This is a genomic window from Gemmobacter nanjingensis (assembly GCF_014652195.1).
GTDB lineage: Bacteria > Pseudomonadota > Alphaproteobacteria > Rhodobacterales > Rhodobacteraceae > Gemmobacter > Gemmobacter caeni.
In genome coordinates this window covers 76,546-99,993 of record NZ_BMYI01000003.1, presented here as the reverse complement: position 1 = coordinate 99,993, position 23,448 = coordinate 76,546, and the positions used below count along the sequence as shown (strand labels likewise).

Below are 23,448 nucleotides of genomic sequence, written 5' to 3'. Positions count from 1 at the left end.
GGGTCCGGTCGCCCGGCCCCCCTTTCCTGATCTTACTCGGCTTTCGGGGCGATGGCCTCGGCCCCGCGCAGGATGTCCACCGCATAGGCGAGCTGATAATCCTCGTCCCGCAGCTTCGCGGCCTCGGCGGCACGCTCCTGCTCTTCCTTGTACTGACGCTTCTCGTCGTCGGTCATCGAGTCGTTGGACAGAACGCCGCGCAGATCGGCCTCGGTGCGCGCCTTGGCCGCCGCTTCGGCTGCTGCCGCCTCGGTGCCCGCCTCGCCATCCTTCTTCATCGGCTGGTTCACCACGATGTCGGGCGAGATGCCAAGCGCCTGGATCGACCGGCCCGAGGGCGTGTAATAACGCGCCGTGGTCAGCCGCATCGCGCCTTCGCCGCGCAGCGGGATGACCGACTGCACCGATCCCTTGCCGAAGCTCTTTGTCCCCACCACGATGGCGCGGCGGTGATCCTGCAAGGCACCCGACACGATTTCCGAGGCCGAAGCTGAACCGCCGTTGATCAGCACGACCATCGGCTTGCCTTCGATCAGATCGCCCGGCGTCGCGTTGAACCGTTCGCCATCCTGCGGGTTGCGGCCACGGGTCGACACGATCTCGCCCTTGTCGAGGAAGGCATCCGACACCTTGATCGCCTGCGTCAGAAGACCGCCGGGATTGTTGCGCAGATCAAGCACGACCCCGTTCAGCTTGTCTTTGCCACCCAGCTGTTCCAGCGCCTTCTTCAGTTCCGTTTCCAGCCCCGGATAGGTCTGGTCGTTGAAGGTGGTCAGGCGCAGCACGGCGGTATGGCCGACCACGCGGCCCTTCACCGCCGTCAGCTTGATCGTGTCGCGGACAATCGACACGTCGAACGGGTCTTGCACACCATCGCGTACCACGGTGATGACGATTTCCGAACCGACCTCGCCGCGCATCTTGTTCACCGCATCGTCGAGGCTCAGGCCCAGCACACTTTCGCCATCGACATGGGTGATGAAATCGCCGGACTGGATGCCGGCCTTGTCGGCAGGAGTGTCATCCATGGGCGAGACGACCTTGATGAAACCGTTCTCCTGCGTCACCTCGATGCCGAGCCCGCCGAATTCGCCGCGCGTCTGCACCTGCATGTCGCTGAAATCATCGGCGGGCAGGTAGTTTGAATGCGGGTCGAGCGAGGTCAGCATGCCGTTGATCGCGGCCTCGATCAGCTTCTTGCTGTCAACATCTTCCACATATTCGGCGCGGATACGTTCGAAGATGTCGCCGAACAGATCCAGCTGTTCATAGACCGAGCTGTTCTTCGCGGCTTCCTGCGCGATGAGCGGGCCTGCGACCTGCGTCGACAGAAGCACACCTGCCACGGTGCCGCCCAGAGCGGCCATAACGAATTTCTTCATCGCCTTCGTCGTTCCCTTTCTCAAGGCTTCCGCCTCATCGCACCTTTACCCGTCACGGCACCTGCTGGCGCTCGGCAAGCGGGGCGGTGGCCTCGAACCACGGCATCGGGTCTACCGGCTGCCCCCCCTGCCGCAACTCGACATACAAAGTCGCCGTTTCGCGTGTGGCGCCATCCTGTGCCGGGACGAGAAATTCGTCCACCCCCGGTTCGCCGCCACCCATCAGACCAAGTGGCGCGCCCGCCGCAACGACCTCGCCCACCTCGCCATATACGGTTTCCAGCCCTGCCAGAACCAGAAGATAGCCGGGTCCGGGCTCAAGGATCATCACGTTTCCGAAATTGAGCAAGGGCCCACGATAGCGGATCGTGCCGGACCAGGGCGCGGTGACCAATGCGCGGGGGCGGGTCGCCAGCACCATGCCGGGGCGGCGCACGCCTGCGCTGTCGGCCTCGTCCGGGCGGCGCAGCAGCGTCCCCAGGGCAGGCAGCGGCAGCTTGCCATGCGAGAAGCCGAAATCGGCCATCCCCTCGGCCTCAACCTCGTTCAGGGACAGGCCGGCGGCAAAGGCATCCAGCGTATCGGCGCTTTGCAGCAGGTTCTTCAGAACCTCGGGATCTTCGGTGAACCGCTTCGGCAGTTGCGTGCGTTCCGAAATCGCCTGGCTCAGCGCGGTGCGGGCCTCCTGCGCGGCGCGCAGCCCGTCGGCCAGCGTGCGCCCAGCGGCGGTTTGCAGGGCCCGCAGGTCGCGCACCTCCTGCAACTGGGCACGCAGGGTTTCCGCCTCGGCCCGGATGGCCGGGGTGACATCGGCGATCATCATGCCCGAACGCACGGTGCCCAGCGGCCCGGAAGGATGCAGCAACAGCAGCGGCGCCGGGTCGGATTCCATCCGTCCCAGCACGCCCAGCAATTGCGCTAGCCGGTCGCGCTTGGCCTCGAACTGGTAAAGCAGGGTCGCCTCGCGGATCGAGGCCTGCCGCAGGCTTTCGCGCAGCGCGGTCAGCCCCTGTTCATAGGCGGTAATGGTGCGGGTCAGCGCCTGCACCCGGTCGCGCGCCTGCCGCGCCTCGCCCAGGGCGACGACTGCCTCCTGAAGGTTGCGTGCCGCCGTCTGTGCCTGTTCGGCAACGGAAGCCGCCACTGCAGGCCCGCCGAAGGCCAGCGCAGTCAACAGGACAAGGACGGCAAAGCGGTAGCGCATCATCCGGCGATCAGGCTCTGTCCGGTCATTTCGGCCGGTTGCGGCAGGCCCATCAGGTGCAGCACCGTCGGCGCCAGATCGGCAAGCCGTCCACCCGCGCGCAGATGTGCCCCTTCCGGCCCGCCGACAAGGATCACCGGCACCAGGTTGGTGGTATGGGCGGTATGCGGCCCGCCGGTCACCGGGTCCACCATAAGCTCGCAATTGCCATGGTCGGCGGTGACGATCATCGCGCCGCCCGCCTTCTCCAGCGCCGCCAGTGCAAGGCCAAGCCCGGTATCCACCGCCTCGCAGGCCTTCATCGCGGCCTGAAGGCTGCCGGTATGGCCCACCATGTCGGGGTTGGCGAAGTTCACCACGATCAGGTCATAGCCATGCTCGATGGCGCCGACCAGACGCTCGGCCACCTCAGGTTCGCTCATCTCCGGTTGCAGGTCATAGGTGGCGACCTTGGGCGATTTCGGCATGAACCGATCCTCGCCCGCCGAAGGGGTTTCCTTGCCGCCGTTCAGGAAGAAGGTGACATGGGGGTATTTCTCGGTCTCGGCCAGACGGAACTGGCTGCGGCCATGGCTCGCCACCCATTCACCCAGCGTGTTCACGATGTCCTGCTTGGGGTAGCAGGTGGTCATGAAAGTGTTATGGGTGGTGGAATAATCCACCATCCCCAGCAGGGCGGCCCATTGCGGGCGGGCGCTGGCGTCAAAGCCATCAAAGCCCGGCTGGCCCAGCGCCAGCAGGATTTCCCGCGCGCGGTCGGCGCGGAAGTTCAGGCAGAAGAAGCCGTCGCCATCCTTCGCACCCGCATAGCCCGCGACCACGGTGGGCGCGATGAATTCATCCGTCTCGCCGCGCTGATAGGCGGCATCGACGGCGCGGGCGGCAGTGGTCGCACGTTCGCCCTCGGCTTTCACCATAGCGTCGAAGGCGCGGCCCACACGTTCCCACCGATTGTCGCGGTCCATCGCCCAGTAGCGGCCGATCACGGTGCCGATGCGCGCACCTTCCGGCAGATCCTCGGTCAGTTCGCGCATGAAGGTGACGGCGGATGAGGGCGCCACGTCGCGCCCGTCGGTGATGGCGTGCAGCACCACCGGCACCCCGGCACCAGCAATGGCGGTGCAGGCTGCCAGCACATGCCGGATATGGCCATGCACCCCGCCATCCGAAATCATACCCATCAGATGCGCTGTGCCGTCGGTCTTCTTCAGCGTTTCGATGAACTCCAGCAGCGCCGCATTGCGGTAGAAGCTGCCATCCTCAATGGCGAGGTCGATCTGCCCCAGATCCATCGCCACCACCCGGCCCGCGCCGATGTTGGTATGCCCGACCTCGGAATTGCCCATCTGCCCGGTGGGCAGGCCCACATCGGGGCCATGGGTGATCAGCAGCTCATGCGGGCATTCGGCCCAGATCCGGTCGAAATTCGGGGTTGCAGCCAGGGCAGGGGCATTGGCGGCGCGTTCCTCGCGGTAGCCCCAGCCATCCAGAATGCACAGAACGACGGGTTTCGGGATGGTCATGCGCGGCCCCTCTGCTTGGCGTTGCCGGGGTTTTACGCCGCCCTGCGCTGTGCTGCAACTGCCCGCCGCGCCTCAGGCGCCTTCGGCCGGACCCAGCACCTTTTCTGCCGTTCCGGCGTGCAGCATGTCCTCCAAAGTCAGCGAGTCGATGATGACCAGATAGGACCAGAACACCTCGGCAAAGACCTTGCGGATGCGACAGGTCGCCTCGTCGGTACAATCCTCGCAGCGCTGGTAGGCACTGCGCGACAGGCAGGTCAGCGGGGCAATCGGCCCGTCGATCTTGCGCAGCAGATCCGAAATCGAAATCTCGCCCGGCGCCTTCACCAGCGAATACCCGCCCGAACGGCCACGGGTCGACGCGATGACACCCGCATTTCGCACGTCCAGCAGGATATGTTCCAGAAACCGCTTCGGCGTCGCGGCGCGGCGGGCGATTTCCTCGATGGTCAGCGGTTCCGGCCGTTTGGACCGGGCCTCGTCGGCCAGAACCAGCAACGCCTTCAGCGCATATTTCATCTTCTGGGTGATCATGTCGTGCCGGGCCGTCTGCGGGGTTTTCCCTCCATACCGGCCTCGGGACGGCATGACAATCACCGGGGGGCAATCCGGGCAATGTTTCATCCACTGACGCAGCCGTGAATGCAAATGATGTAGCAGTTCGCCCCGCGCTGCGTATTGACCTATAGAGGAAGAACGGAGGCTTGACCGATGAGCGGCGGGCAAAAGTCGCGGAGGAACGGCATGAAACGGCCCGTGCTGTTTCTTGGACTGGCGGTTGCGGTGCTCCTGGCCGGGATTTTCCTGGGCGATGTGGTGCCCGATCTCGCGGCGCTGCGGGCGCATCTGGCGGGGGTCGAGGCCTGGCGGACGGCGCATCCTTCGCTGGCGGCGGGGCTGTTCTTCCTGCTCTACCTCGGTGTCACCGCGCTGTCTCTGCCGCTGGCGGTCTGGCTCACGCTGGCAGGGGGGGCGCTGTTCGGCTTCTGGGCCGGGCTGGCGCTGGTGTCCTTTGCCTCCACCGCCGGGGCAACGCTGGCCTTTCTGGCGGCGCGGCACCTGCTGCGCGACTGGGTTCGCGCCCGGCTGGGGACGCGGGCGGGCGCCATCGACGCGGGCCTGCGCCGCGACGGGGCCTTCTATCTGTTCAGCCTGCGGCTGATCCCGGTGGTGCCCTTCTTCGCCGTCAATTTGCTGATGGGGCTGACGCCGATCCGCACCGCGGTGTTCTATGGCGTCAGTCAACTGGCCATGCTGCCCGCGACGGCGGTCTATGTGAATGCGGGCACCCAGATTGCGAAGATCGACAGTCTGTCCGGCCTCGTCTCGCCCGCGCTTCTGGCCTCTTTCGCGGTCTTGGGCCTGTTCCCGTGGCTGGCGCGGCTGGTCGTGAGCGCCTTGCGCCGCCGCCGGATACAGGCGCGCTGGACCCGGCCGCGCCGGTTTGACCGTAATCTGGTGGTGATCGGCGCGGGCTCCGCCGGTCTGGTGACCGCCTATATCGCCGCTGCCGCGCAGGCGAGTGTCACGTTGGTCGAGGCGGGTGAGATGGGCGGTGATTGCCTGAACACCGGCTGCGTGCCGTCGAAGGCGCTGATCCGCAGCGCGAAGCTGGCGCAGGAGATGCGGCAGGCTTCGGCGCTGGGCATCGGCGCCCCGGAGCCGCAAATCCGCTTCGCAGAGGTGATGGAGCGTGTGCATCGCGCCATCGCCCAAATCGCCCCGCACGATAGTGTGGAGCGCTATACCTCCCTCGGGGTCGAGGTGTTGCCGGGCCGCGCCCGTCTCCTCGACCCCTGGACGGTGGAGGTGGCGCTGAACGGGGGCGGCACAGAGCGGCTCACCACGCGCAGCATCGTCATCGCCACCGGCGCACGCCCGGTGGTGCCGCCGCTGCCGGGCATTGATGCGGTGGATTGCCTTACCTCGGATACGCTCTGGTCCCGGCTGCGGGGGCGCGACACGGCCCCGGCGCGGCTTGTGGTGCTGGGTGGCGGGCCGATCGGGACGGAGCTCGCACAGGCGTTTCAGCGGCTCGGGTCACAGGTCACGCAGGTGGAAATGGCCGACCGCCTGATGATCCGCGAAGACCCGGAGGTTTCCGCCCACATCCGCACCGCGCTGGAGGCCGATGGCGTGCAGGTGCTGACCGGGCACAAGGCGCTGGCCTGCGGGCGCGGCGAAAGCGGCAAATGGATCGAGGTCGAGGGGCCGCAGGGCCGTCAGCGCATTCATTTCGACGAGATCATCGCCGCTGTGGGCCGCGCCGCCCGGCTGCAAGGCTTCGGGCTGGAGGAGCTGGGCATTCCGACCGACCGGGTGGTGCAGACCAACGACTATCTCGAAACGCTGCACCCCAATATCTATGCAGCGGGCGATGTGGCCGGGCCTTACCAGTTCACCCATACCGCTGCGCATCAGGCCTGGTTTGCTGCCGTCAACGCGATGGCCGCACCGTTCTGGCGTTTCCGCGCCGACTATCGTGTTATCCCCTGGGCCACCTTCTGTGACCCCGAGGTTGCCCGTGTCGGCCTGTCCGAAACCGAGGCGCAAGAGCGCGGCATCGCGCACGAGGTCACACGCTACGGCATCGACGATCTGGACCGTGCCATTGCCGATGGCCGGACCGAGGGCTTCGTCAAGGTGCTGACGGTGCCGGGCAAGGATCGCATTCTGGGTGTCACCATCGTCGGTCATCATGCGGGCGATCTGATCGCGGAATTTGTGCTGGCCATGAAACACGGACTGGGGCTGAACAAGATCCTTGGCACCATCCACATCTACCCGACGCTGGCCGAGGCCAACAAATACGCGGCAGGCAACTGGCGTCGGGCGCATGTGAACCCGAAGCTTCTTGCGCTGGCCCGCCGTTTCCACGACTGGAGGCGCGGATGATCGACGCCGCCCTTCTGCCCCTGCAACACCGCCTGCTGCGCCCCCCGGCGCAAGCGCTGGTGGCGCGTGGCATCAGCGCCGATCAGGTGACGCTGGCGGGCTTTGCCCTCGGGGCGCTGGCGCTGCCCGCGCTGGCCTTCGGCGCCTGGGGGCTGGCGCTGGTGCTGATTGTGGCGAACCGGCTCGCCGACGGGCTGGATGGTGCAGTGGCGCGGTTGACGGGCCCGACCGACCGGGGCGCCTTTCTTGACATCGCCTTTGACTTTGCTTTTTACGCGCTGGTGCCCCTGGGTTTTGCGCTGGCCGATCCGGGCGCCAATGCGCTGCCCGCCGCGCTGTTGATCGCGTCCTTCATCGGCACCGGGTCGTCCTTCCTTGCCTTCGCTGCCATCGCGGCCAAACGGGGTGAGGTGGCGCCTGCCTATCCGTCAAAAGGCATCGCCTATCTGGGCGGGCTGACGGAAGGGGCGGAAACCATCGCGCTGTTTCTGGCCATGTGTCTTGTGCCCACGGCCTTCCCGCTGCTCGCCGGCCTTTTCGCTGCCGCCTGCACGCTGACCACTGTGCTGCGCTGGTGGTGGGGCTGGCGCGCTTTCGCCCCTTTATGACAGGAGTTTTCATGCGCCTTGCGACGCTTGCCGCCCTTCCCCTGACGCTGGCGCTTGCCAGCCCTGCGCTTGCCGACTGGCAGGCGACGCTGGATGCCGCGAAAGGGCAGACGGTCTACTGGAACGCCTGGGGCGGCGATGACCGCACCAATGCCTTCATCCAGTGGGTCGGGCAGGAGACCGAGCGGCTTTACGGCGTGAAGGTCGAGCAGGTGAAGCTGACCGATACCGCCGAGGCGGTAACTCGGGTCATCGCTGAAAAAGCGGCGGGGCAGGACAGCGGTGGCTCGGTAGATCTTATCTGGATCAACGGGCCGAACTTCCTTGCAATGAAGGAACAGCGGCTGCTGCACGGCCCGTTCACCGCCGATCTGCCCAACGCGAAATATGTCGATCTGAGCGGCGCCGCGCCTGCGGCGGTGGATTTTACCGTGCCGGTTGAAGGCATGGAAAGCCCGTGGCGGCTGGCGAAATTCGTCTTCGTCCATGACAGCGCCCGCGTGCCGGAACCGCCGCGCACCATGGCGGCCTTCGTCGACTGGGCTGCGGCGCATCCGGGGCGCATGACCCACCCAGATCCGTCGAATTTCATGGGCGCAACTTTCCTGAAACAGGCGCTGATCGAACTGGCGCCCGATCCGGCGGTGCTGCAACAGCCGGTGACGGATGCCGCATTCGAAGCCACCACCGGGCCGCTTTGGGCCTGGTATGACGCGCTTCGTCCGAACCTGTGGCGCGGTGGCGCGACATTCCCGGAAAATCAGTCGGTGCAGCAGCAGTTGCTGAATGATGGCGAGCTGGACATCGCCATGAGCTTCGATCCTGCCTCCACCGCAGCCGCCATCGAACAGGGGCTGCTGCCCGATACCGCTCGCGTTTTCGTGCCCGAGGGCGGCACCATCGGCAACGTCAGCTTCGTCGCTATCCCCTATAACGCCGCCCATGCGGCGGGCGCCGAGGTGGTGGCGAACTTCCTTCTGGACCCGGCAACCCAGGCGCATATGCAGAATATCGAGGTGCTGGGGTCGTTCTCGGTTCTTGATCCGGCGAAACTGGATGATGCCGGACGCGCGGCCTTCGCCGCCCTGCCCACGGCGCCCGCGCTGCCGCAGCTGGAGGATCTTGGGCCGACACTGCTGGAGCCGCACGCCAGCTGGATGAACCGCCTGACCGGGGAATGGGCGCGGCGCTACACGAAATGAGCGATGGCCGGGGCCTGCGCGGGTTGGTTCTGCTGATCGTTGGGACGGGGCTGCTGGCCCCGATTCTGGCCGGTCTGGCGGAAACGGCCGCTGCGGCCTTCGGTCATCTGCCCGCGCTGGGGTTTGATGGCTGGAGCCTCACGGCCTGGCAGGCCCTCGCCGCCGAGCCGGGGCTGGCCACCAGCCTGCGGCTGACGCTGGTCACCGGGCTGGGGGCGACGGCGCTTTCGGTCGTGCTGGCGATGGGCGCCGTGGCGGCGCTGGCCGGGCGGGTGCCCGCTGCGCGCGGGATGCGGGCGCTGGCGCCGTTTCTGGCGGTGCCACACGCGGCCATGGCGATTGGTCTTGCCTTCCTTCTGGCACCCTCGGGCTGGATCGCGCGCGGGCTGGCGCCGCTGATGGGTTGGGCGCTGCCGCCGGACCTCGCCAGTGTGAATGATCCTTGGGGGCTGGCGCTGATCCTTGGCCTGCTGGTCAAGGAAGTGCCCTTCCTCATGCTGGTCACCTGGTCGGCGCTGGGGCAGATCGACGCCGGGCGGCAGATGGCGGCAGGCAGGGCGCTGGGTTATGCGCCTGCCGCCATCTGGGCCAAGGTGCTGCTGCCGCAGCTTTGGCCGCTGGTGCGACTGCCGGTGGCGGTGGCGCTGGCCTATGCGTTGTCGGTGGTGGATATGGCGATCATCCTTGGCCCGTCGAACCCGCCCGTGCTGGCCGTGGCGCTGACCCGCTGGTTCTTCGACCCCGATCCCGCGCGTATCCTGCCCGCCGCCGCCGGGGCGCTGGCGCAGGCGGGTATCGTGGCGCTGGGCCTTGCGTTGCTGTGGGGGGCGGAGCGTCTGGCCCACAAGCTTGGCCGACGGTGGGTGCGGGCGGGTGGGCGTCGCGCCTTCGGTCCGGGGCTTGCCGCCGTGCTGGTTGGCGGGCTGCTGACCCTTGCCACCCTGGCGCTGCTGGCTCTGGCCGTCTGGTCGCTGGCCTGGCGGTGGAGCTTTCCGCAGATGCTGCCCGAAAGCTGGTCGCTGAAATTCTGGCTGGCCTCGGGTCGCTGGGGCGCCGCTTTGGGCATGACGCTCTGGCTCGCAATGGCCTCTGCCGCACTGTCCGTCGCGCTGGCGATCCTGTGGCTGGAGGCAGAGGATCGCGGCCAGCGCACCCGCGCCCGCTGGGCCGAAGCGCTGATCTATCTGCCGCTGATCCTGCCGCAGATCGCGTTTCTTTACGGGCTGAACGTGGTGGCGCTGCGGGCGGGCCTGTCGGGTCACCCCGGCGCGGTGATCTGGGCGCAGGCGATTTTCGTCTTTCCCTATGTGATGATCGCGCTGACCGCGCCCTGGCGGGCGCTTGACCCACGCCTCAGCCGCGCGGCGGCGGCACTGGGGGCGGGGCCATGGCGCCGGCTCGTCCGCGTCAAGCTGCCGGTGCTGCTGCGCCCGATCCTGACCGCGGCGGCTATCGGCGTGGCGGTATCGGTCGCGCAATATCTGCCGACGCTGTTTCTGGGCGCGGGCAGGGTGGCAACGCTGACGACCGAGGCGGTGACGCTGTCGTCCTCCTCCGACCGCCGGGTGGTGGCGGTCTATGCCAGCCTTCAGGCGCTGGTGCCTTTTGTCGCCTATGCGCTGGCGGCGCTGCTACCCGCATGGGTGCATCGCAACCGCCGCGATCTGGCCGGAGCCGTGCCCGCATGAGTCTTGTTCTGGAAAAGCTGATGGTCACCTTGCCCCGCGCCGACAGGCCGCTGTTCGAGGTTAGCCTTCGGGTCGAGCCGGGGCAGGTGGCCAGCGTCATGGGGCCGTCGGGCGTCGGAAAATCCACGCTGCTCGATGCGGTGGGGGGACATCTGGCGCCGGGCTTTCGTTGCGCGGGTCGGGTCTGGCTGGAAGGACGCGATGTGACGCACCTGTCCGCCGAGGCCCGGCGCATCGGGCTGATGTTTCAGGAGGCGCTGCTGTTCCCGCACCTGTCTGTGGGCGACAACCTTGCCTTCGGGCTGAGCCCCGCCGTGAAGGGGCGCGCCGCGCGCCGTGCGGCCGTGGCTACCGCGCTGGAGCGCGCGGGGCTGGCCGGGATGGAGGGGCGAGACCCGGCTACCCTGTCGGGCGGGCAGCGGGCGCGCGCGGCGCTGATGCGCACGCTGCTTGCCGATCCCGCCGCGCTTTTGCTGGATGAGCCCTTCTCGCGGCTGGACACCGGGTTGCGGGCTGAAATGCGCGCCTTCACCTTCGCCCATATCGCTGAACGGGGTATTCCGGCGCTGATGGTGACGCATGATCCCGAAGATGCGACCGCAGCAGCGGGGCCGGTGCTGCGATTATCTGCCACGGGGACTTGAAAATCTGAACAGTTCGGTTCACTTTCACAAAATGAACCGAGTCGTTCAGTTTGTGGAGCCCCCTGATGCGCCTGACCCTTGCCGCCCTCTGCCTTGCCGCCTTGCCCAACCTCGCCGCCGCGGGGGGCGCGCCTTTCGACCTGCCGCGCCTGACCTTCCCCGACCCGGCGCCGCCCGTCACACAATCCTGCACCGATCCGGTGGCCATCGGCGGCGCGACCTGCTCGCAGGTTCTGTGAGCGCCGGTGCTTGCGGGCGCCCGGTCGGCTCGTCTACTCTGGTGTGATGGAAAGCCAGGTAATGCCGCGCGCCCGTAAGGGCCGGAAGTTCGATCAGGTGCTGGAAGGCGCCCGAAACGTGTTTCTGCAACACGGATTCGAGGGTGCCTCGGTCGATGACATCGCCCGCGAGGCGGGGGTCAGCAAGGCCACGCTTTATAGCTATTTCCCCGACAAGCGCCTGCTGTTCATGGAGGTCGCTCAAAGCGAGTGCCGCCGTCAGGCCGATGAGGCGGTGGAGCTGATCGACCAGAACGCCCCTGTCGACAAGGTGCTGACCGAGGCGGCGCGGCGCATGGTCGCCTTCCTCATGTCCGATTTCGCACAGAAGGTGTTCCGCATCTGCGTGGCGGAAAGCGAGCGCTTCCCCGAACTGGGGCATCAGTTCTACCATTCCGGCCCGGTGCTGGTGCGGGAGCGGCTGATGGAATACCTCGCCAAGGCGGTGGAGCGTGGCGAGTTGCAGATCGACGATCTGGCCTTCGCCGCCGACCAGTTCGCGGCGCTGTGCAAGGTGACACTGCACGAACAGACGATTTTCGGCGTCGCCGCCTGCTGTCCGCCGCAGGAGGCCGACAAGGTGGTCTCGGGCGCGGTCGAGATGTTTCTGGCGCGCTACGGGGTGCGTTAGAGCAGCCGGACGCTGCCGCCGGGCGTGGACTTGTCCAGCCTGAAGCGGTCGGAATGGGCAGACAGAAACTTGCCCCAGCTTGCGTGCCCCGTGGCCTTCAATCTGCCCTTCAGCTCCTGCCCGATTTTGGTCAGTGGCAAGGCACCACCCGATGCGCTGTCACGCAGCAAGTTTTCTACATCCTTCAGCAGGGTGGCTTCAGGCAGGTTGGCCGGCAGGACATGCGCTGGCTTGGGCGCGGATGTTTGTGTCGGTCCCGGCGCAGCTTTCAACTCTACAAACCCCGTGCAGCTTTTACGCCAGTTTTCTGGTGCTGTAGCCTCGCCCATGCCATAGACCGGAATGCCGCGCTCGCGCAGGTGGCTGGCGATATGGCTGAAGTCGCCGTCATTGCTTGCCAGAACGATCACATCCGCCAGCCGGTCATGCACCAGCGCCAGGGCCTCGATACACAAAAGCAGATCGGCCGCGTTCTTGCCCCGCCCGGCATGGATCAGCCGGTAACCCGGCGCCGCGTCCCAGCGCGGCAGCCTGGCCGCATCGCCATAGACCCGCTTAACCGTCACCGCACCATGTTTTGCTGCCTGAATGATCAATGGTCCGGCATGGCGGTCGCCAAGATTCTCGCCATCGACCAGCAGAGCAACACGGGCGCGACCGGAGGTATGGGTCGCCATGAGTTCGGGGGACAAGGCATTCATCGGAGACTCACACTGATTTCAGTCAGTCAAGTCGCCGATTATGGCCCTGTCATGGCGATGGGTCAGGAGCGGTCGCGCGCCAGCAGTTGACCACCCGGACCCGGTTTCACCTCGAACCGGCTGGAGATCTTGCGGATCAGGTCAGACAGTTTGGCGCTGCCGTAGGTGCGGGTGTCGAAATCGGGATTGGCCTGCGTGATATACTGGCCGATCTGGCCCAGCGAATACCATTCGCCCTCGGGGTCGATGGCGCGCATCGCGGCAGCGATCAGCGGGATGGCCTTTTGCGGCGATTCCGTCTCGCGCTTGCCGCGCGGAGCGCGCGGTTCGGCCGGGGTATCGGCGGGCGTGGTATCCACAGGCTCCGGCGCGCGGTCTATCCGTGGCTCGGGCGTGTGGTCATCGCTTTCCTCGGCCCCGAGGTTCTCCACATAGATGAACCGCTTGCAGGCCATGCGGAAGGCTTCGGGCGTTTTCTTCTCGCCGATGCCGTAAACATCCAGACCCTGTTCGCGGATGCGCGCGGCCAGACGGGTGAAATCGCTGTCAGAGCTGACCAGAACGAACCCGTCAAACAGGCCCGAATGCAGGAAATCCATCGCCGCGATCACCAGGCCGATATCCGAGGCATTCTTGCCCTTGGTGTTGGAAAACTGCTGATCCGCCACCATGCCCAGCCGCGCGACCTTCTTTGCCCAGCCGCCAAGACGCTGTGCCGACCAGTCGCCATAGATGCGGCGCACGCTGGCTTCGCCCAAGGCGGCGATTTCCTCGAAGATCGCTTCGGCATAGCCGGCGGGCACGTTGTCGGCGTCGATCAGCACACACAGGCGGGGAGTTCTGGTTTCGGGCATCATGGTCCTCTTGTTCTTTTGCAACCATTGTCACAGGTTCGGCGCCTCAGGGGAAGCGGATTTGCCGGTTTCCCCTGCGCGAGGTCGCCGTCAGGCGGGAAACACACGGAAAATCCCGTGACCCTGCACCGGGCGAGGGCAGGAGGACAGGATGGAGCAGGGACGCGGAACGCTGGCCGGGATCGGGCTGATGCTGGCGGCAATGGCGGTGCTGCCGTTTCTGGATGTGGTGGCCAAGACACTGGGTCAGCAGGGCATGCCGATCCTGCAAATCGTCTGGGCGCGCATGGCAATGGGCACGCTGATGACCGCGCCCTTCGCCGCGCGGATCGGCGGGATGCGGGGGCTCTGGCCCTCGCGGCCGGGGATGCATGCGCTGCGCACGGCTTTCCTCATCGGGGCGACCTTCTGTTTCTTCTTCGCGCTGAAGTTTCTGCCGATTGCCGATGCGCTGGCCATCTTCTTCGTGCAGCCGCTGGTGGTCACCGCCCTGTCGCCGCTGGTGCTGGGCGAAAGGGTCGGGCCGCGCCGCTGGGCTGCGGTCGCCGTGGGTTTCATCGGTACGCTGGTCATCATCCGTCCCGGCTTTCAGGCGGTCAATCCGGGCATGTTGCTGGCACTTGCCGCAGGGACGAGCCTTGCGCTCTACATGCTGATCACCCGGCGCATGGCGGGGCGCGATCACGCGATGGTCACCACGTTCCAGACCAGCCTGATCGGCGCCATTGCCGTCAGCCTTGCGGTGATCCCGGTCTGGCAGGCGCCCACGCCTGCGCAATGGGCGCTGTTCCTCGCCCTCGGCTTCGTGGCGACCTTCGGCCATTACCTGATCGTCATGGCCTATGACCGGGCTGAGGCGAGCCTGCTGGCCCCCCTGGCCTATACCGAGATGATCATGGCCGTTGCCGTGGGCTGGTGGTTCTTCGGCGATTTCCCGGATCTGTGGACCTTCGTGGGCGTCGGCATCCTGATGGCCTGCGCGCTTTACATCTCGGCCCGCGAGCGTGCCGTGACTAAACCTGCGGAATAAAGACCGGATTTCAACCCCCTGCCGACTTGCCCTGCGGGCTTTGCCTGCCCAGCCTCTGCCCGCGACAGGCAAGGGAAACAGATATGCGCGCAGCGATATGTCGGGACTATGGCGGCCCCGGAGTGGTGAGGATTGAGGATCGGCCCGTGCCGGTGCCCGGACCGGGGCAGGTGCTGATCCGTGTTCTGGCGACGACCGTCAGCGCCGGGGATGCGCGAATCCGCGCGATGCGGATGCCACCGGGGATGGGGGTGCTGGGCCGGGTGCTGTTCGGCCTGCGCCGCCCGCGTCAGCCGGTGCTGGGGGCCGAGTTCTGCGGCAGGGTCGAGACGCTGGGGCCGGGCGCCACGGGCTTTGCGCCAGGCGATCTGGTGGTCGGCATGGCGCGCGGCGGTGTTCATGCCGATTATGCCGTGCTGCCGGCCAACGGCCCGCTGATCCGCAAACCCGGGGCGCTGAGCCTGCATGAGGCCGCTGCGATGGCCTTCGGGGGCACCACGGCGCTGACGTTTCTGCGGGGTGTGACGCGGCTGCGGGCGGGGGAGCGGCTGCTGGTGATTGGTGGCGCCGGGGCTGTCGGCACAGCGGCCGTGCAGATCGGTCGCGCGCTGGGGGCCGGGGTCGCGGCCCTGACCCGGCCCGGAAATACCGCGCTGCTGGCCGGGCTGGGGGCCGAGCCGCTGCCGTTTCACCCGGCCGCCCTGATGCACGAGGCACGGCGCTGGGATGTGGTCCTGGATACGATGGACCTGCCGCGCCCCACTGCCCGCGCGTTGCTGGAACCAGACGGGCGGCTGCTGATGGTGGCAGCCGGGCTGGGCGGCATGCTGGCGCCGGTGGGCAATGCGCTGCGGCGACAAAAGCTGCATGTCGGGATGGCCGGTGAAACCCGCGCCGATCTGGAAGCCCTGGCCGATCTTGTTGCGCGCGGGCACTTCCGCCCCGTCATCGACTGCGTTCTGCCGTTCGAACGTATCGCCGAGGCACACGCGATTGCGGACAGCGGCGCGAAACGCGGCAGCGTGGTGCTGGATCTGACCATCTGAGCAGGGTGGTTGCCGGAAGGTCACGCTGCGGTTTTCCTCGCCCGGCCCCCTTTTCCCGTGCGCCGGGAAGGTTATCTTGCGCCGGGAAGGGACGGCCCTTCCAGGGAACTACATCGCGGGACGGCCCGCCCGAAAGGAAAGGGCCGCAAGATGCGCAGCTTCCGTGACCGTTTGCGCCATGCGCTGAGTTTCGAAATCCTCGGGCTTCTGATCGTCACGCCACTGGCGATCCTGCTGCTGGACATGCCCGCCGCGCATGTGGGCGTGGTGACGGTGGGCAGCGCCACGCTGGCCGTGATCTGGACCTGGGCTTACAACTGGGGGTTCGACCTGATCCTGCACCACCGGCGCGGCGATACCCGCAAGGGGCCGGGTCTGCGCATCCTGCATGCGGTGCTGTTCGAACTGGGGCTGCTGGCGGTGCTGGCGCCCTTCATCGCCTGGTGGCTGGGCGTAAGCCTGACCGAGGCGCTGCTGCTCGATCTGGGCTTCGCTTTGTTCTACATGGTCTACGCTTGGGCGTTTAACTGGGGCTATGACCGGCTGTTCCCGCTGCCGGAATGGGCCGAGGGGCGCTGACCCCTCAGCCCTTCAGCTCGGCGATCAGGCGGATCGGGCCGGGGCTGCCGCGCAGGCGGGCGCGATAGACAGTCAGCGATTCCGCGACCCGCATCACATAGGCGCGGGTCTCGGTGAAGGGGATCATCTCCACCCAGTCCACCACATCCACCGCATCGCTGCGCGGGTCGCCAAATTCGGTGATCCAGCGGCGCGGACGCCCCGGCCCGGCATTGTAGCCCGAGGCGACCAGCGCGATGGATGGCCCGAATTCCTCGACCAGCTTTGCCAGATAGGCCGATCCCAGCGTGGCATTATAGGCCGGGTCGGAGGTCAGCCGCGCCAGTTCGTAGGGCTGCCCGATCTCGGCTGCCGTGCGTCTGGCGGTTTCCGGCATCAGCTGCATCAGCCCGCGCGCGCCCACCGGGCTTTGCGCCGCCGGGTCAAACTCGCTTTCCCGCCGCGCGATGGCCAGCGCGAAGGCGCGTGATACCGCCAGCCCTTCGGCCGGAACCAGATCAGGTACGGGGAAATAGGCGGCAGGCAGGATCACACCCCGCTCTGCCGCCTGTTTGGCGATCAGCACGGCAACATGCGGTTCGTGGATGGTCAGCGCCAGATTGGCGAGGCTGGCGGTATCCTGCGGGCCCAGACCTTCGGCCAGATGCAGGATGAACCGCTTACCCAGCGTCCGGTCGCCTGCGTTGAACAGCAGAAGCGCGGCTTCCAGCACGCTGGAGCGGGCAAAGGTCCGGTTGCGCCAGTCGGGTGCTTGCAGGGGCGCCAGAAGCGCCGGGTCGAGTGGCTGGCCGATGCGTTCGGCGGCAAGCTGCCCGTAATAGGCGGTCTGCATCGTGGCCGCACGGGAATAGGCGGTTTTCGAGGCGGGATCGCCCAAAGCCTCCAGCGCGCGGCCCTGCCAGTAAAGCGCGCGTGAGACCGAGATGGGTGTGGCGACATTCTGTTCCAGATGTCGGAAATGCCCCAGGGCGGTCTGTGCATCCCCCAGCCTGCGCAGGGCGATGAAACCCGCGAGGAACTCCAGATCCGCATAATCGCCGCCCGAGGTAAGATAATGCCGGGCCGCGATGCGATAGGCCGATTTCGCATCGCCATCGCGCAGAAGCTTCCGTGCGAGTTGGGCGCGGCGCTTGCCCCAGGCCTCGGGGCGGCCCAGCGTCTCGGCCTTGGCGGATGCGTCGAGCATCAGCGCCGTCGCCTCGGGCCAGAGATCGCGCGCGATGCGCCAGTCCATGCGGGCATGGGCGATCAGCGGATGGGCCGCCATGGCCGGGGGCAGGGCCGCCAGCCGGGCATCGACGCCAGTGTCGCGCGCCATCAGGGCCAGCCGCGCCTCGGCCAGCGCGCGCCAGTCCGGCGAAAGGCGCGGCAACAGCCGCTTTGCCTCGGCGGCGCGGCCGTCCCACAGCAGGCGTTCCAGCCGTTGCGCGTTCAAAGTCGTCAGACCGGGGTAAAGACCCAGCAGCGCCGCCTCGTCCTCGGGCGTCAGCGGCAGGTCGGTCCAGGCACGGCGGGCCTCGGCCTCAGCCTCGGGTGCGCGGCCGCTGGCGCGCAACGCGCTGATGACGGCCAGACTGCCGGTGCCGGTTTCGGGCAGGTGGCTGCCGAACCAGGCCAGAACACGGTCGGGCGTGGTGGACCGCGCCACTGCCTCTTCTCCTTTTTCGCGCAGATAGGGCAGGCCGGGCCAGTCTGGGCGACGGGCGAGAAAGTCCTCATATTCCGTCAGCGTGCCATCCCCGGAGCGCAACCGCTGCCATTCGATGATGTCGCGACCCACGGGGGATGTACTGGCAGCCAGCCGCATGGCCTCGGGCCAGTTGCGGCGCCCGGCTTCGTTCAGCGCCAGACGCAGGGCGCCGGGCGTGTCGGTTTGCGCCACGGCGGGGGGCGTGGCGACGGGCAGGGCAAGGGCGAGGCTGGCGGCAAGGAGAAGGCGCTTCATGCCCCGAACCTGCCGCAAGCGCGCGGCAGGGGCAATTCACTTCGACGCCAGCGGCGGCGACCGGCGCCCCGGCGCCGCCCAAAATTCTTCGCAAGAATTTTGCCGCCCGCAGGCGGGCGGGGCGCTGCGCTTTGCCTTGGCAATTGCCGCAGGGATCGCTAGAGGAAAGGCGTTCAACCGGGCGAGTCTGCCCCAGCTTCAGGAGATGCGTGTCATGTTCAAAGGGTCCATGCCTGCCCTTGTCACGCCGTTCAAGAACGGCGAGCTGGATGTGGAAACGCTCAAGAAGCTGGTCGAATGGCATATCGCCGAAGGCTCCAACGCGCTGGTTCCGGTGGGGACCACGGGCGAAAGCCCGACGCTGAGCCACGAGGAACATGGCCGGGTCATCGAGATCGTGGTGGAAACCGTTGCGGGCCGCATTCCGGTCATCGCCGGGGCAGGGTCGAATGCAACGGCCGAAGGGATCGGCCTGATCCAGCATGCCGAACGCGCGGGCGCCGATGCGGCGCTGGTGGTGACGCCCTATTACAACAAGCCGACCCAGGCCGGGATGATCGCGCATTTCACCGCGCTGCATGATGCCTCGGCGCTGCCGATCATCATCTACAACATTCCGGGCCGCTCCGTCGTGGACATGACCCCCGAGACGATGGGCATGCTTGCAAAACTGCCGCGCATCGTCGGCGTGAAGGATGCCACCGGCAAGATTGAACGGGTGAGCCAGCAGCGCGCAAGCTGCGGTGCCGATTTCATTCAGCTTTCGGGCGAGGATGCGACGGCACTGGGCTTCAACGCCCATGGCGGCGTGGGCTGCATCTCGGTCACGGCGAACGTGGCGCCGCGTCTGTGCGCGGAGTTCCAGGCAGCGACGCTGGCCGGTGATTATGCCAGGGCCCTGGAGTATCAGGACCGTCTGATGCCGCTGCATGAGGCGATCTTCATCGAGCCGGGTCTGGTGGGGGCCAAATACGGTCTTTCGCTGCTGGGTCTGTGCAGCGAGGAGGTGCGTCTGCCGCTGGTCGGGCTCACCGATGGCACCAAGGCGCGCATCCGTGCGGCGATGGAGCACGCGGGGCTGCTCTAAGAGGGGCTCTGCCCCCGCGCCTGCGGCGCGCGCCCGGGATATTTGGACCAGGATAAAGGCCCTGCACCTGCGGGGCCTTTTTGACGCGAGGGGACACGGATGACCGACAATCTGCGCGGCAGTCTGTTCATGGTGGCGGCCATGCTGGGATTTGCCATTGAGGACATGCTGCTCAAGCGTGTTGCCGGGGCAGGGGTGCCGGTGGGCGAGGTGCTGATGCTGTTCGGCACCGGCGGTATGCTGGCTTTTGCCGCCCTGACCGCGCGGGCCGGGCAGGCGCTGTGGCATCCTGCCGTGGTCGCGCCGCGCATGTTGTGGAAGGCGGGCTTCGAGGTCGGCGGGCGGCTGTTCTATACGCTGGCCATCGCGCTGACGCCACTGTCCAGCGCCAGTGCCATCCTTCAGGCGACGCCGCTGGTGGTGGTGGCCGGGGCCGCGCTGATCTTTGGCGAGCGGGTGGGCTGGCGCCGCTGGTCGGCCATTCTTGTCGGGCTGGCCGGCGTTCTGCTGATCCTGCGGCCGGGGCTGGAGGGGTTCAGCGCCGCCTCGCTTCTTGCGGTTGCCGGGCTTCTGGGCTTTGCCGGGCGCGATCTGGCGACGCGGGCGGCGCCGAAGGTGCTGAGCAATCTGCAACTCGGGATCTACGGCTTTGCCGCCATGGTGCCGACCGGCGCGGGATTGTTGCTGTGGGAGGGCGGCGCGGTGGTTCCGGCCGCGCTGCAATGGGCTGAACTGGCGGGCGCGGTATGCGTAGGGGTCTTTGCCTACTGGGCGCTGACCGTGGCGATGCGCACGGGCGAGGTAAGTGTGGTGACGCCGTTCCGCTATACCCGCCTGCTGTTCGCGCTGGTGCTGGGGATGGTGGTGTTCCACGAGCGTCCCGATGCGGCGACACTGATCGGTTCTGCGATTGTGGTGGCCGCCGGGGTCTTTACCCTGTTGCGCGGCAGGGCCTCCGCGCGTGGCTGATCCGGGGTGTGGCCGGGGGTGATCTGGACTTTCATTCCCGGCTCGCCTATCTGATGCCGACCATGGCCCAGAAATCCGATCCCAATTCCAAGCTGATTGCCGAAAACCGCCGGGCGCGTTTCGATTACTTCATCGAAAGCGATCTGGAGGCAGGTATCATGCTGCTGGGGTCCGAGGTGAAATCGCTGCGTCAGGGCGGATCGAACCTTGGCGAAAGCTATGCCTCGGTGGAGGAGGGTGAACTGTGGCTGATCAACAGCTATGTCGCCCCGTATCGCGAGGCAAAAACCTGGGGCCATGAGGAACGCCGCAAGCGCAAGCTGCTGGTGTCGCGGCGCGAACTGGCGCGGCTGTGGAATGCGACCGCGCGCGAGGGTATGACCATCGTGCCGCTCAAATGGTATTTCAACGAACGCGGGCTGGTGAAGGTGAAGCTGGGCATCGCCAAGGGCAAGAAGATGGCCGACAAGCGCGCCACCGAAGCCAAGCGCGACTGGGACCGCCAGAAGCAACGCCTGCTGCGGCACGGCTGAAATTCCCCCTCACTTCCGGTGGCCGCGGTGATTGGCAAGCGGCGGTGGCAGGTGCAGGCTTGCCGCATCGGGCCGCTGTGGCCCGGCTGTAAGGGAACGAGTTCATGGAACTGATCATCAGTCTGATCGCGGGGGCGCTGGGCGGCAATGGCGCGGGCGCCGTGCTGAAGAACCTCAGCCTTGGTCCGCTGGGCAATTCGATCGTGGGGATTCTGGGCGGTGGCCTGGGCAGCCAGCTTCTCGCCATGCTGGGGGCGGGCGGCATGGCTGGAGCGGGCGGCGCTGATCTGGCCTCGATCATCGGCAGCATCGCTTCAGGCGGTGTCGGCGGCGGGGTGCTGCTGGCCATTGTCGGGGCGATCCGCAGCGCGATGGCAAAGTAAGCCCGTCAGCGCCGGGCCGTGGCTTGGCGCTTGCCTCGGAAGGCGGCAATCGGTAAGCCGGTCCTGATTAGACGAGGAGCCGCGCATGACTTCCGCCTTCCGCGACGACCCGAAAACGCTGGTCTCGACCGACTGGCTGGCCGCGCATCTGAAAGACCCCGATCTGCGGGTGCTGGATGCAAGCTGGTATATGCCCGACGCCGGGCGCGATGCGAAAGCCGAATATGACGCCGGTCATATCCCCGGCGCACGTTTCTTCGATATTGACGAGATTTCCGACCAGCGCTCTGCCCTGCCGCATATGGCGCCGCCGGTCGAGAAATTCATCAGCCGCATGCGCGCCATGGGAGTGGGTGACGGGCATCAGGTTGTGATCTACGACGGCGCCGGGCTGTTTTCGGCCGCGCGCGTCTGGTGGACCTTCCGCCTGATGGGCAAGACAGATGTCGCGGTGCTGGACGGCGGCCTGCCGAAATGGAAGGCCGAGGGGCGCGAGATTGAGGACATGCCGCCGGTGCTGCGCGACCGCCATATCACCGTCAGCCGTCAGGCCGGGCTGGTGAAGGATGTGACGCAGGTGGCCCATGCCAGCAAGCTGGGTGAGGCCGAGATCATCGACGCCCGCTCCGCCCCGCGCTTCCGGGGCGAGGTGGCCGAGCCGCGGCCGGGTCTGCGCTCGGGGCATATCCCTGGATCGAAGAACCTGCCGTTCGGCGAGCTGTTCAATGCCGACGGCACCATGAAGAATGACGCCGATCTGCGGGCGGCTTTCACAGCGGCGGGGGTAGATCTGTCCAAACCGGCGATCACCACCTGCGGCTCCGGGGTGACTGCCGCCATCCTCGCGTTGGGGCTGGAACGGATGGGCCATCGCAACTGGGCGCTCTATGACGGCTCTTGGGCCGAATGGGGCATGTACGACGACCTGCGGGTCGCCAAAGGCTGAGCCCTGCCCGGTTTCCACGGGGCTCTACTTCTCTGGAAGGTGAACGGGATGTTTGACGCATTGAAGGCGCAGCCGCAGGACAAGATCCTGCAACTGATCGCCATGTTCCGCGAAGACACGCGGGCGGACAAGATCGACCTTGGCGTCGGGGTCTACAAAGACCCGACCGGGCTGACCCCGGTGATGCGGGCGGTCAAGGCCGCCGAGAAGAAGCTCTGGGAAGCCGAGACGACAAAGACCTATACCGCGCTGGCTGGTGAGCCCGCCTATAACATGGCGATGCGTCGCATGATCCTTGACGGTGCGGTGGCGGAGGAGCGTCTGGCTTCGGTCGCGACGCCCGGCGGGACGGGGGCCATCCGGCAGGCGCTGGAACTGGTGAAGCTGGCCGATCCGAAGGCGACGGTCTGGCTGTCGGCACCGACCTGGCCGAACCATCCGTCGATCATCAAATACCTTGGCATCCCGATGGCCGAATACCGCTATTTCGATGCGGCCAGCGGCGGTGTCGATTTCGCAGGGATGATGGAGGATCTGGGCCGGGTGAAGCCGGGTGATGTGGTGCTGCTGCATGGCTGCTGCCACAACCCGACCGGCGCGAACCTGACCGCCGATCAATGGGCCGAGGCGGTTGAACTGCTGGCCGGGCGCGGTGCGCTGCCGCTGGTCGATCTGGCCTATCAGGGCTTTGGCGACGGGCTGGAGGCCGATGCGTCTGCGACGCGGCTGGTGGCCGAAAGCTTCCCCGAGGTGCTGATCGCTGCTTCGTGCAGCAAGAATTTCGGGATCTACCGCGAACGCACCGGCATCCTGATCGCCGTGTCGAAGGATGCGGAGGCCACGAAAATCACGCAGGGCAATCTCGCCTTCCTGAACCGCCAGAACTACAGCTTCCCGCCGGATCATGGCGCGCGGGTGGTGACGGTGATCCTTGAGGATGCCGCGCTGACCGCCGACTGGAAGGCCGAGCTGGAGGAGGTGCGACTGAACATGCTGGGCCTGCGCGAGCAACTGGCCGAGGAACTGCGCAAGGCCACCAATTCCGACCGTTTCGATTTCGTGGCGCGCCATCGCGGCATGTTCTCGCGGCTGGGGCTGACCGAGGCGCAGGTGAACCGGCTGCGTGAGGAGCATGGCATCTACATGGTGGGCGACTCGCGCATCAACATCGCAGGGCTGAACGCGAAAACCGTGCCGGTGCTGGCGCGTGCCGTGGCTTCGGTCCTGTGACGGCGGGGGTGACGCAAAAGTTTTCCTGAAAACTTTTGCAAATTTCTTTGCAAGAAATTTGAAAGGCCCGGAGCTTGCTCCGGGCCTTTT

General features: G+C 66.8%; 23 protein-coding genes. 16 read left to right on the top strand and 7 right to left on the bottom strand.

What is annotated here, in order from left to right; translation table 11 throughout:
• Positions 1-32: 32 nt before the first annotated feature.
• From IE126_RS08195 to IE126_RS08180, 4 genes are all read right to left on the bottom strand, one after another.
• Complete coding sequence (locus tag IE126_RS08195; RefSeq protein WP_054304008.1) at positions 33-1,382, bottom strand: S41 family peptidase; 1,350 nt, start codon at positions 1,380-1,382, stop codon at positions 33-35.
• A gap of 52 nt (positions 1,383-1,434) precedes the next feature.
• A complete protein-coding gene (locus tag IE126_RS08190) occupies positions 1,435-2,589 on the bottom strand; it encodes a murein hydrolase activator EnvC family protein (RefSeq protein ID WP_189380686.1) in 1,155 nt (384 codons plus the stop codon).
• Positions 2,586-4,109, bottom strand: a complete 1,524-nt coding sequence (gene gpmI, locus IE126_RS08185) for a 2,3-bisphosphoglycerate-independent phosphoglycerate mutase (RefSeq protein WP_108128482.1) — start codon at positions 4,107-4,109, stop codon at positions 2,586-2,588. The genes IE126_RS08190 and gpmI overlap by 4 nt, the downstream gene beginning before the upstream one ends.
• 72 nt (positions 4,110-4,181) lie before the next feature.
• Positions 4,182-4,643, bottom strand: coding sequence for an RrF2 family transcriptional regulator (locus IE126_RS08180; protein WP_108128483.1), 462 nt, complete (start codon positions 4,641-4,643; stop codon positions 4,182-4,184).
• A 210-nt stretch (positions 4,644-4,853) separates the two neighbouring features.
• Between IE126_RS08180 and IE126_RS08175 the strand changes: the two genes are divergently transcribed.
• The 7 genes from IE126_RS08175 (at position 4,854) to IE126_RS08145 (ending at position 12,055) form a co-directional block, all read left to right on the top strand.
• Entirely contained in the window at positions 4,854-7,004 is a 2,151-nt protein-coding gene (locus IE126_RS08175; RefSeq protein WP_189380685.1) for an FAD-dependent oxidoreductase, read from the top strand.
• Positions 7,001-7,612 (top strand): CDP-alcohol phosphatidyltransferase family protein, encoded by a 612-nt coding sequence (locus IE126_RS08170; RefSeq protein WP_189380684.1) that lies wholly within the window; start codon positions 7,001-7,003, stop codon positions 7,610-7,612. The genes IE126_RS08175 and IE126_RS08170 overlap by 4 nt, the downstream gene beginning before the upstream one ends.
• An 11-nt stretch (positions 7,613-7,623) precedes the next feature.
• On the top strand, positions 7,624-8,814 hold the full coding sequence (locus IE126_RS08165; RefSeq protein WP_189380683.1) for an ABC transporter substrate-binding protein: 1,191 nt from the start codon (positions 7,624-7,626) through the stop codon (positions 8,812-8,814).
• Positions 8,811-10,502 (top strand): ABC transporter permease, encoded by a 1,692-nt coding sequence (locus IE126_RS08160; protein WP_189380682.1) that lies wholly within the window; start codon positions 8,811-8,813, stop codon positions 10,500-10,502. The genes IE126_RS08165 and IE126_RS08160 overlap by 4 nt, the downstream gene beginning before the upstream one ends.
• Positions 10,499-11,146, top strand: a complete 648-nt coding sequence (locus tag IE126_RS08155; RefSeq protein ID WP_189380681.1) for an ATP-binding cassette domain-containing protein — start codon at positions 10,499-10,501, stop codon at positions 11,144-11,146. Before IE126_RS08160 ends, IE126_RS08155 begins: the two co-directional genes overlap by 4 nt.
• A 65-nt stretch (positions 11,147-11,211) precedes the next feature.
• The gene (locus tag IE126_RS08150) at positions 11,212-11,385 is read left to right on the top strand and encodes a hypothetical protein (protein WP_189380680.1); all 174 of its coding nucleotides are present in this window, start codon (positions 11,212-11,214) and stop codon (positions 11,383-11,385) included.
• A gap of 61 nt (positions 11,386-11,446) precedes the next feature.
• A complete protein-coding gene (locus tag IE126_RS08145) occupies positions 11,447-12,055 on the top strand; it encodes a TetR/AcrR family transcriptional regulator (RefSeq protein WP_407646007.1) in 609 nt (202 codons plus the stop codon).
• Here the strand turns inward: IE126_RS08145 and IE126_RS08140 are convergent.
• Together IE126_RS08140 and IE126_RS08135 are read right to left on the bottom strand one after the other, a co-directional pair.
• Positions 12,052-12,756 carry an NYN domain-containing protein gene (locus IE126_RS08140; RefSeq protein WP_189380679.1) on the bottom strand — a complete coding sequence of 235 codons (705 nt, stop codon included), beginning with the start codon at positions 12,754-12,756 and terminating at the stop codon, positions 12,052-12,054. The genes IE126_RS08145 and IE126_RS08140 overlap by 4 nt on opposite strands.
• Positions 12,757-12,818: 62 nt before the next feature.
• A complete protein-coding gene (locus IE126_RS08135; RefSeq protein WP_189380678.1) occupies positions 12,819-13,610 on the bottom strand; it encodes an NYN domain-containing protein in 792 nt (263 codons plus the stop codon).
• A 151-nt stretch (positions 13,611-13,761) separates the two neighbouring features.
• On the opposite strand from IE126_RS08135, the gene IE126_RS08130 reads away from it, so the two are divergent.
• From IE126_RS08130 to IE126_RS08120, 3 genes are all read left to right on the top strand, one after another.
• A complete protein-coding gene (locus IE126_RS08130; RefSeq protein ID WP_054302603.1) occupies positions 13,762-14,640 on the top strand; it encodes a DMT family transporter in 879 nt (292 codons plus the stop codon).
• Positions 14,641-14,723: 83 nt separating this feature from the next.
• The gene (locus tag IE126_RS08125; protein ID WP_082400868.1) at positions 14,724-15,686 is read left to right on the top strand and encodes an NAD(P)-dependent alcohol dehydrogenase; all 963 of its coding nucleotides are present in this window, start codon (positions 14,724-14,726) and stop codon (positions 15,684-15,686) included.
• Between the two features lie 150 nt (positions 15,687-15,836).
• Positions 15,837-16,265, top strand: coding sequence for a PACE efflux transporter (locus tag IE126_RS08120; protein WP_108128492.1), 429 nt, complete (start codon positions 15,837-15,839; stop codon positions 16,263-16,265).
• Between the two features lie 4 nt (positions 16,266-16,269).
• Here IE126_RS08120 and IE126_RS08115 read toward each other — a convergent pair whose 3' ends face one another.
• Positions 16,270-18,210 carry a lytic transglycosylase domain-containing protein gene (locus IE126_RS08115; RefSeq protein ID WP_108128493.1) on the bottom strand — a complete coding sequence of 647 codons (1,941 nt, stop codon included), beginning with the start codon at positions 18,208-18,210 and terminating at the stop codon, positions 16,270-16,272.
• A 214-nt stretch (positions 18,211-18,424) separates the two neighbouring features.
• Here IE126_RS08115 and dapA point away from each other — a divergent pair, with 214 nt between their 5' ends.
• The 6 genes from dapA (at position 18,425) to IE126_RS08085 (ending at position 23,358) form a co-directional block, all read left to right on the top strand.
• Complete coding sequence (gene dapA / locus IE126_RS08110; protein ID WP_189380677.1) at positions 18,425-19,297, top strand: 4-hydroxy-tetrahydrodipicolinate synthase; 873 nt, start codon at positions 18,425-18,427, stop codon at positions 19,295-19,297.
• 99 nt (positions 19,298-19,396) lie between these two features.
• A complete protein-coding gene (locus tag IE126_RS08105) occupies positions 19,397-20,266 on the top strand; it encodes a DMT family transporter (protein WP_189380676.1) in 870 nt (289 codons plus the stop codon).
• Between the two features lie 62 nt (positions 20,267-20,328).
• On the top strand, positions 20,329-20,799 hold the full coding sequence (gene smpB, locus IE126_RS08100; protein WP_054302627.1) for an SsrA-binding protein SmpB: 471 nt from the start codon (positions 20,329-20,331) through the stop codon (positions 20,797-20,799).
• 104 nt (positions 20,800-20,903) lie between these two features.
• A complete protein-coding gene (locus tag IE126_RS08095) occupies positions 20,904-21,182 on the top strand; it encodes a hypothetical protein (protein WP_119133631.1) in 279 nt (92 codons plus the stop codon).
• Positions 21,183-21,267: 85 nt separating this feature from the next.
• Positions 21,268-22,128 (top strand): 3-mercaptopyruvate sulfurtransferase, encoded by an 861-nt coding sequence (sseA, locus tag IE126_RS08090; RefSeq protein WP_054302597.1) that lies wholly within the window; start codon positions 21,268-21,270, stop codon positions 22,126-22,128.
• Between the two features lie 48 nt (positions 22,129-22,176).
• Complete coding sequence (locus IE126_RS08085; protein ID WP_189380675.1) at positions 22,177-23,358, top strand: amino acid aminotransferase; 1,182 nt, start codon at positions 22,177-22,179, stop codon at positions 23,356-23,358.
• Positions 23,359-23,448 lie beyond the last annotated feature (90 nt).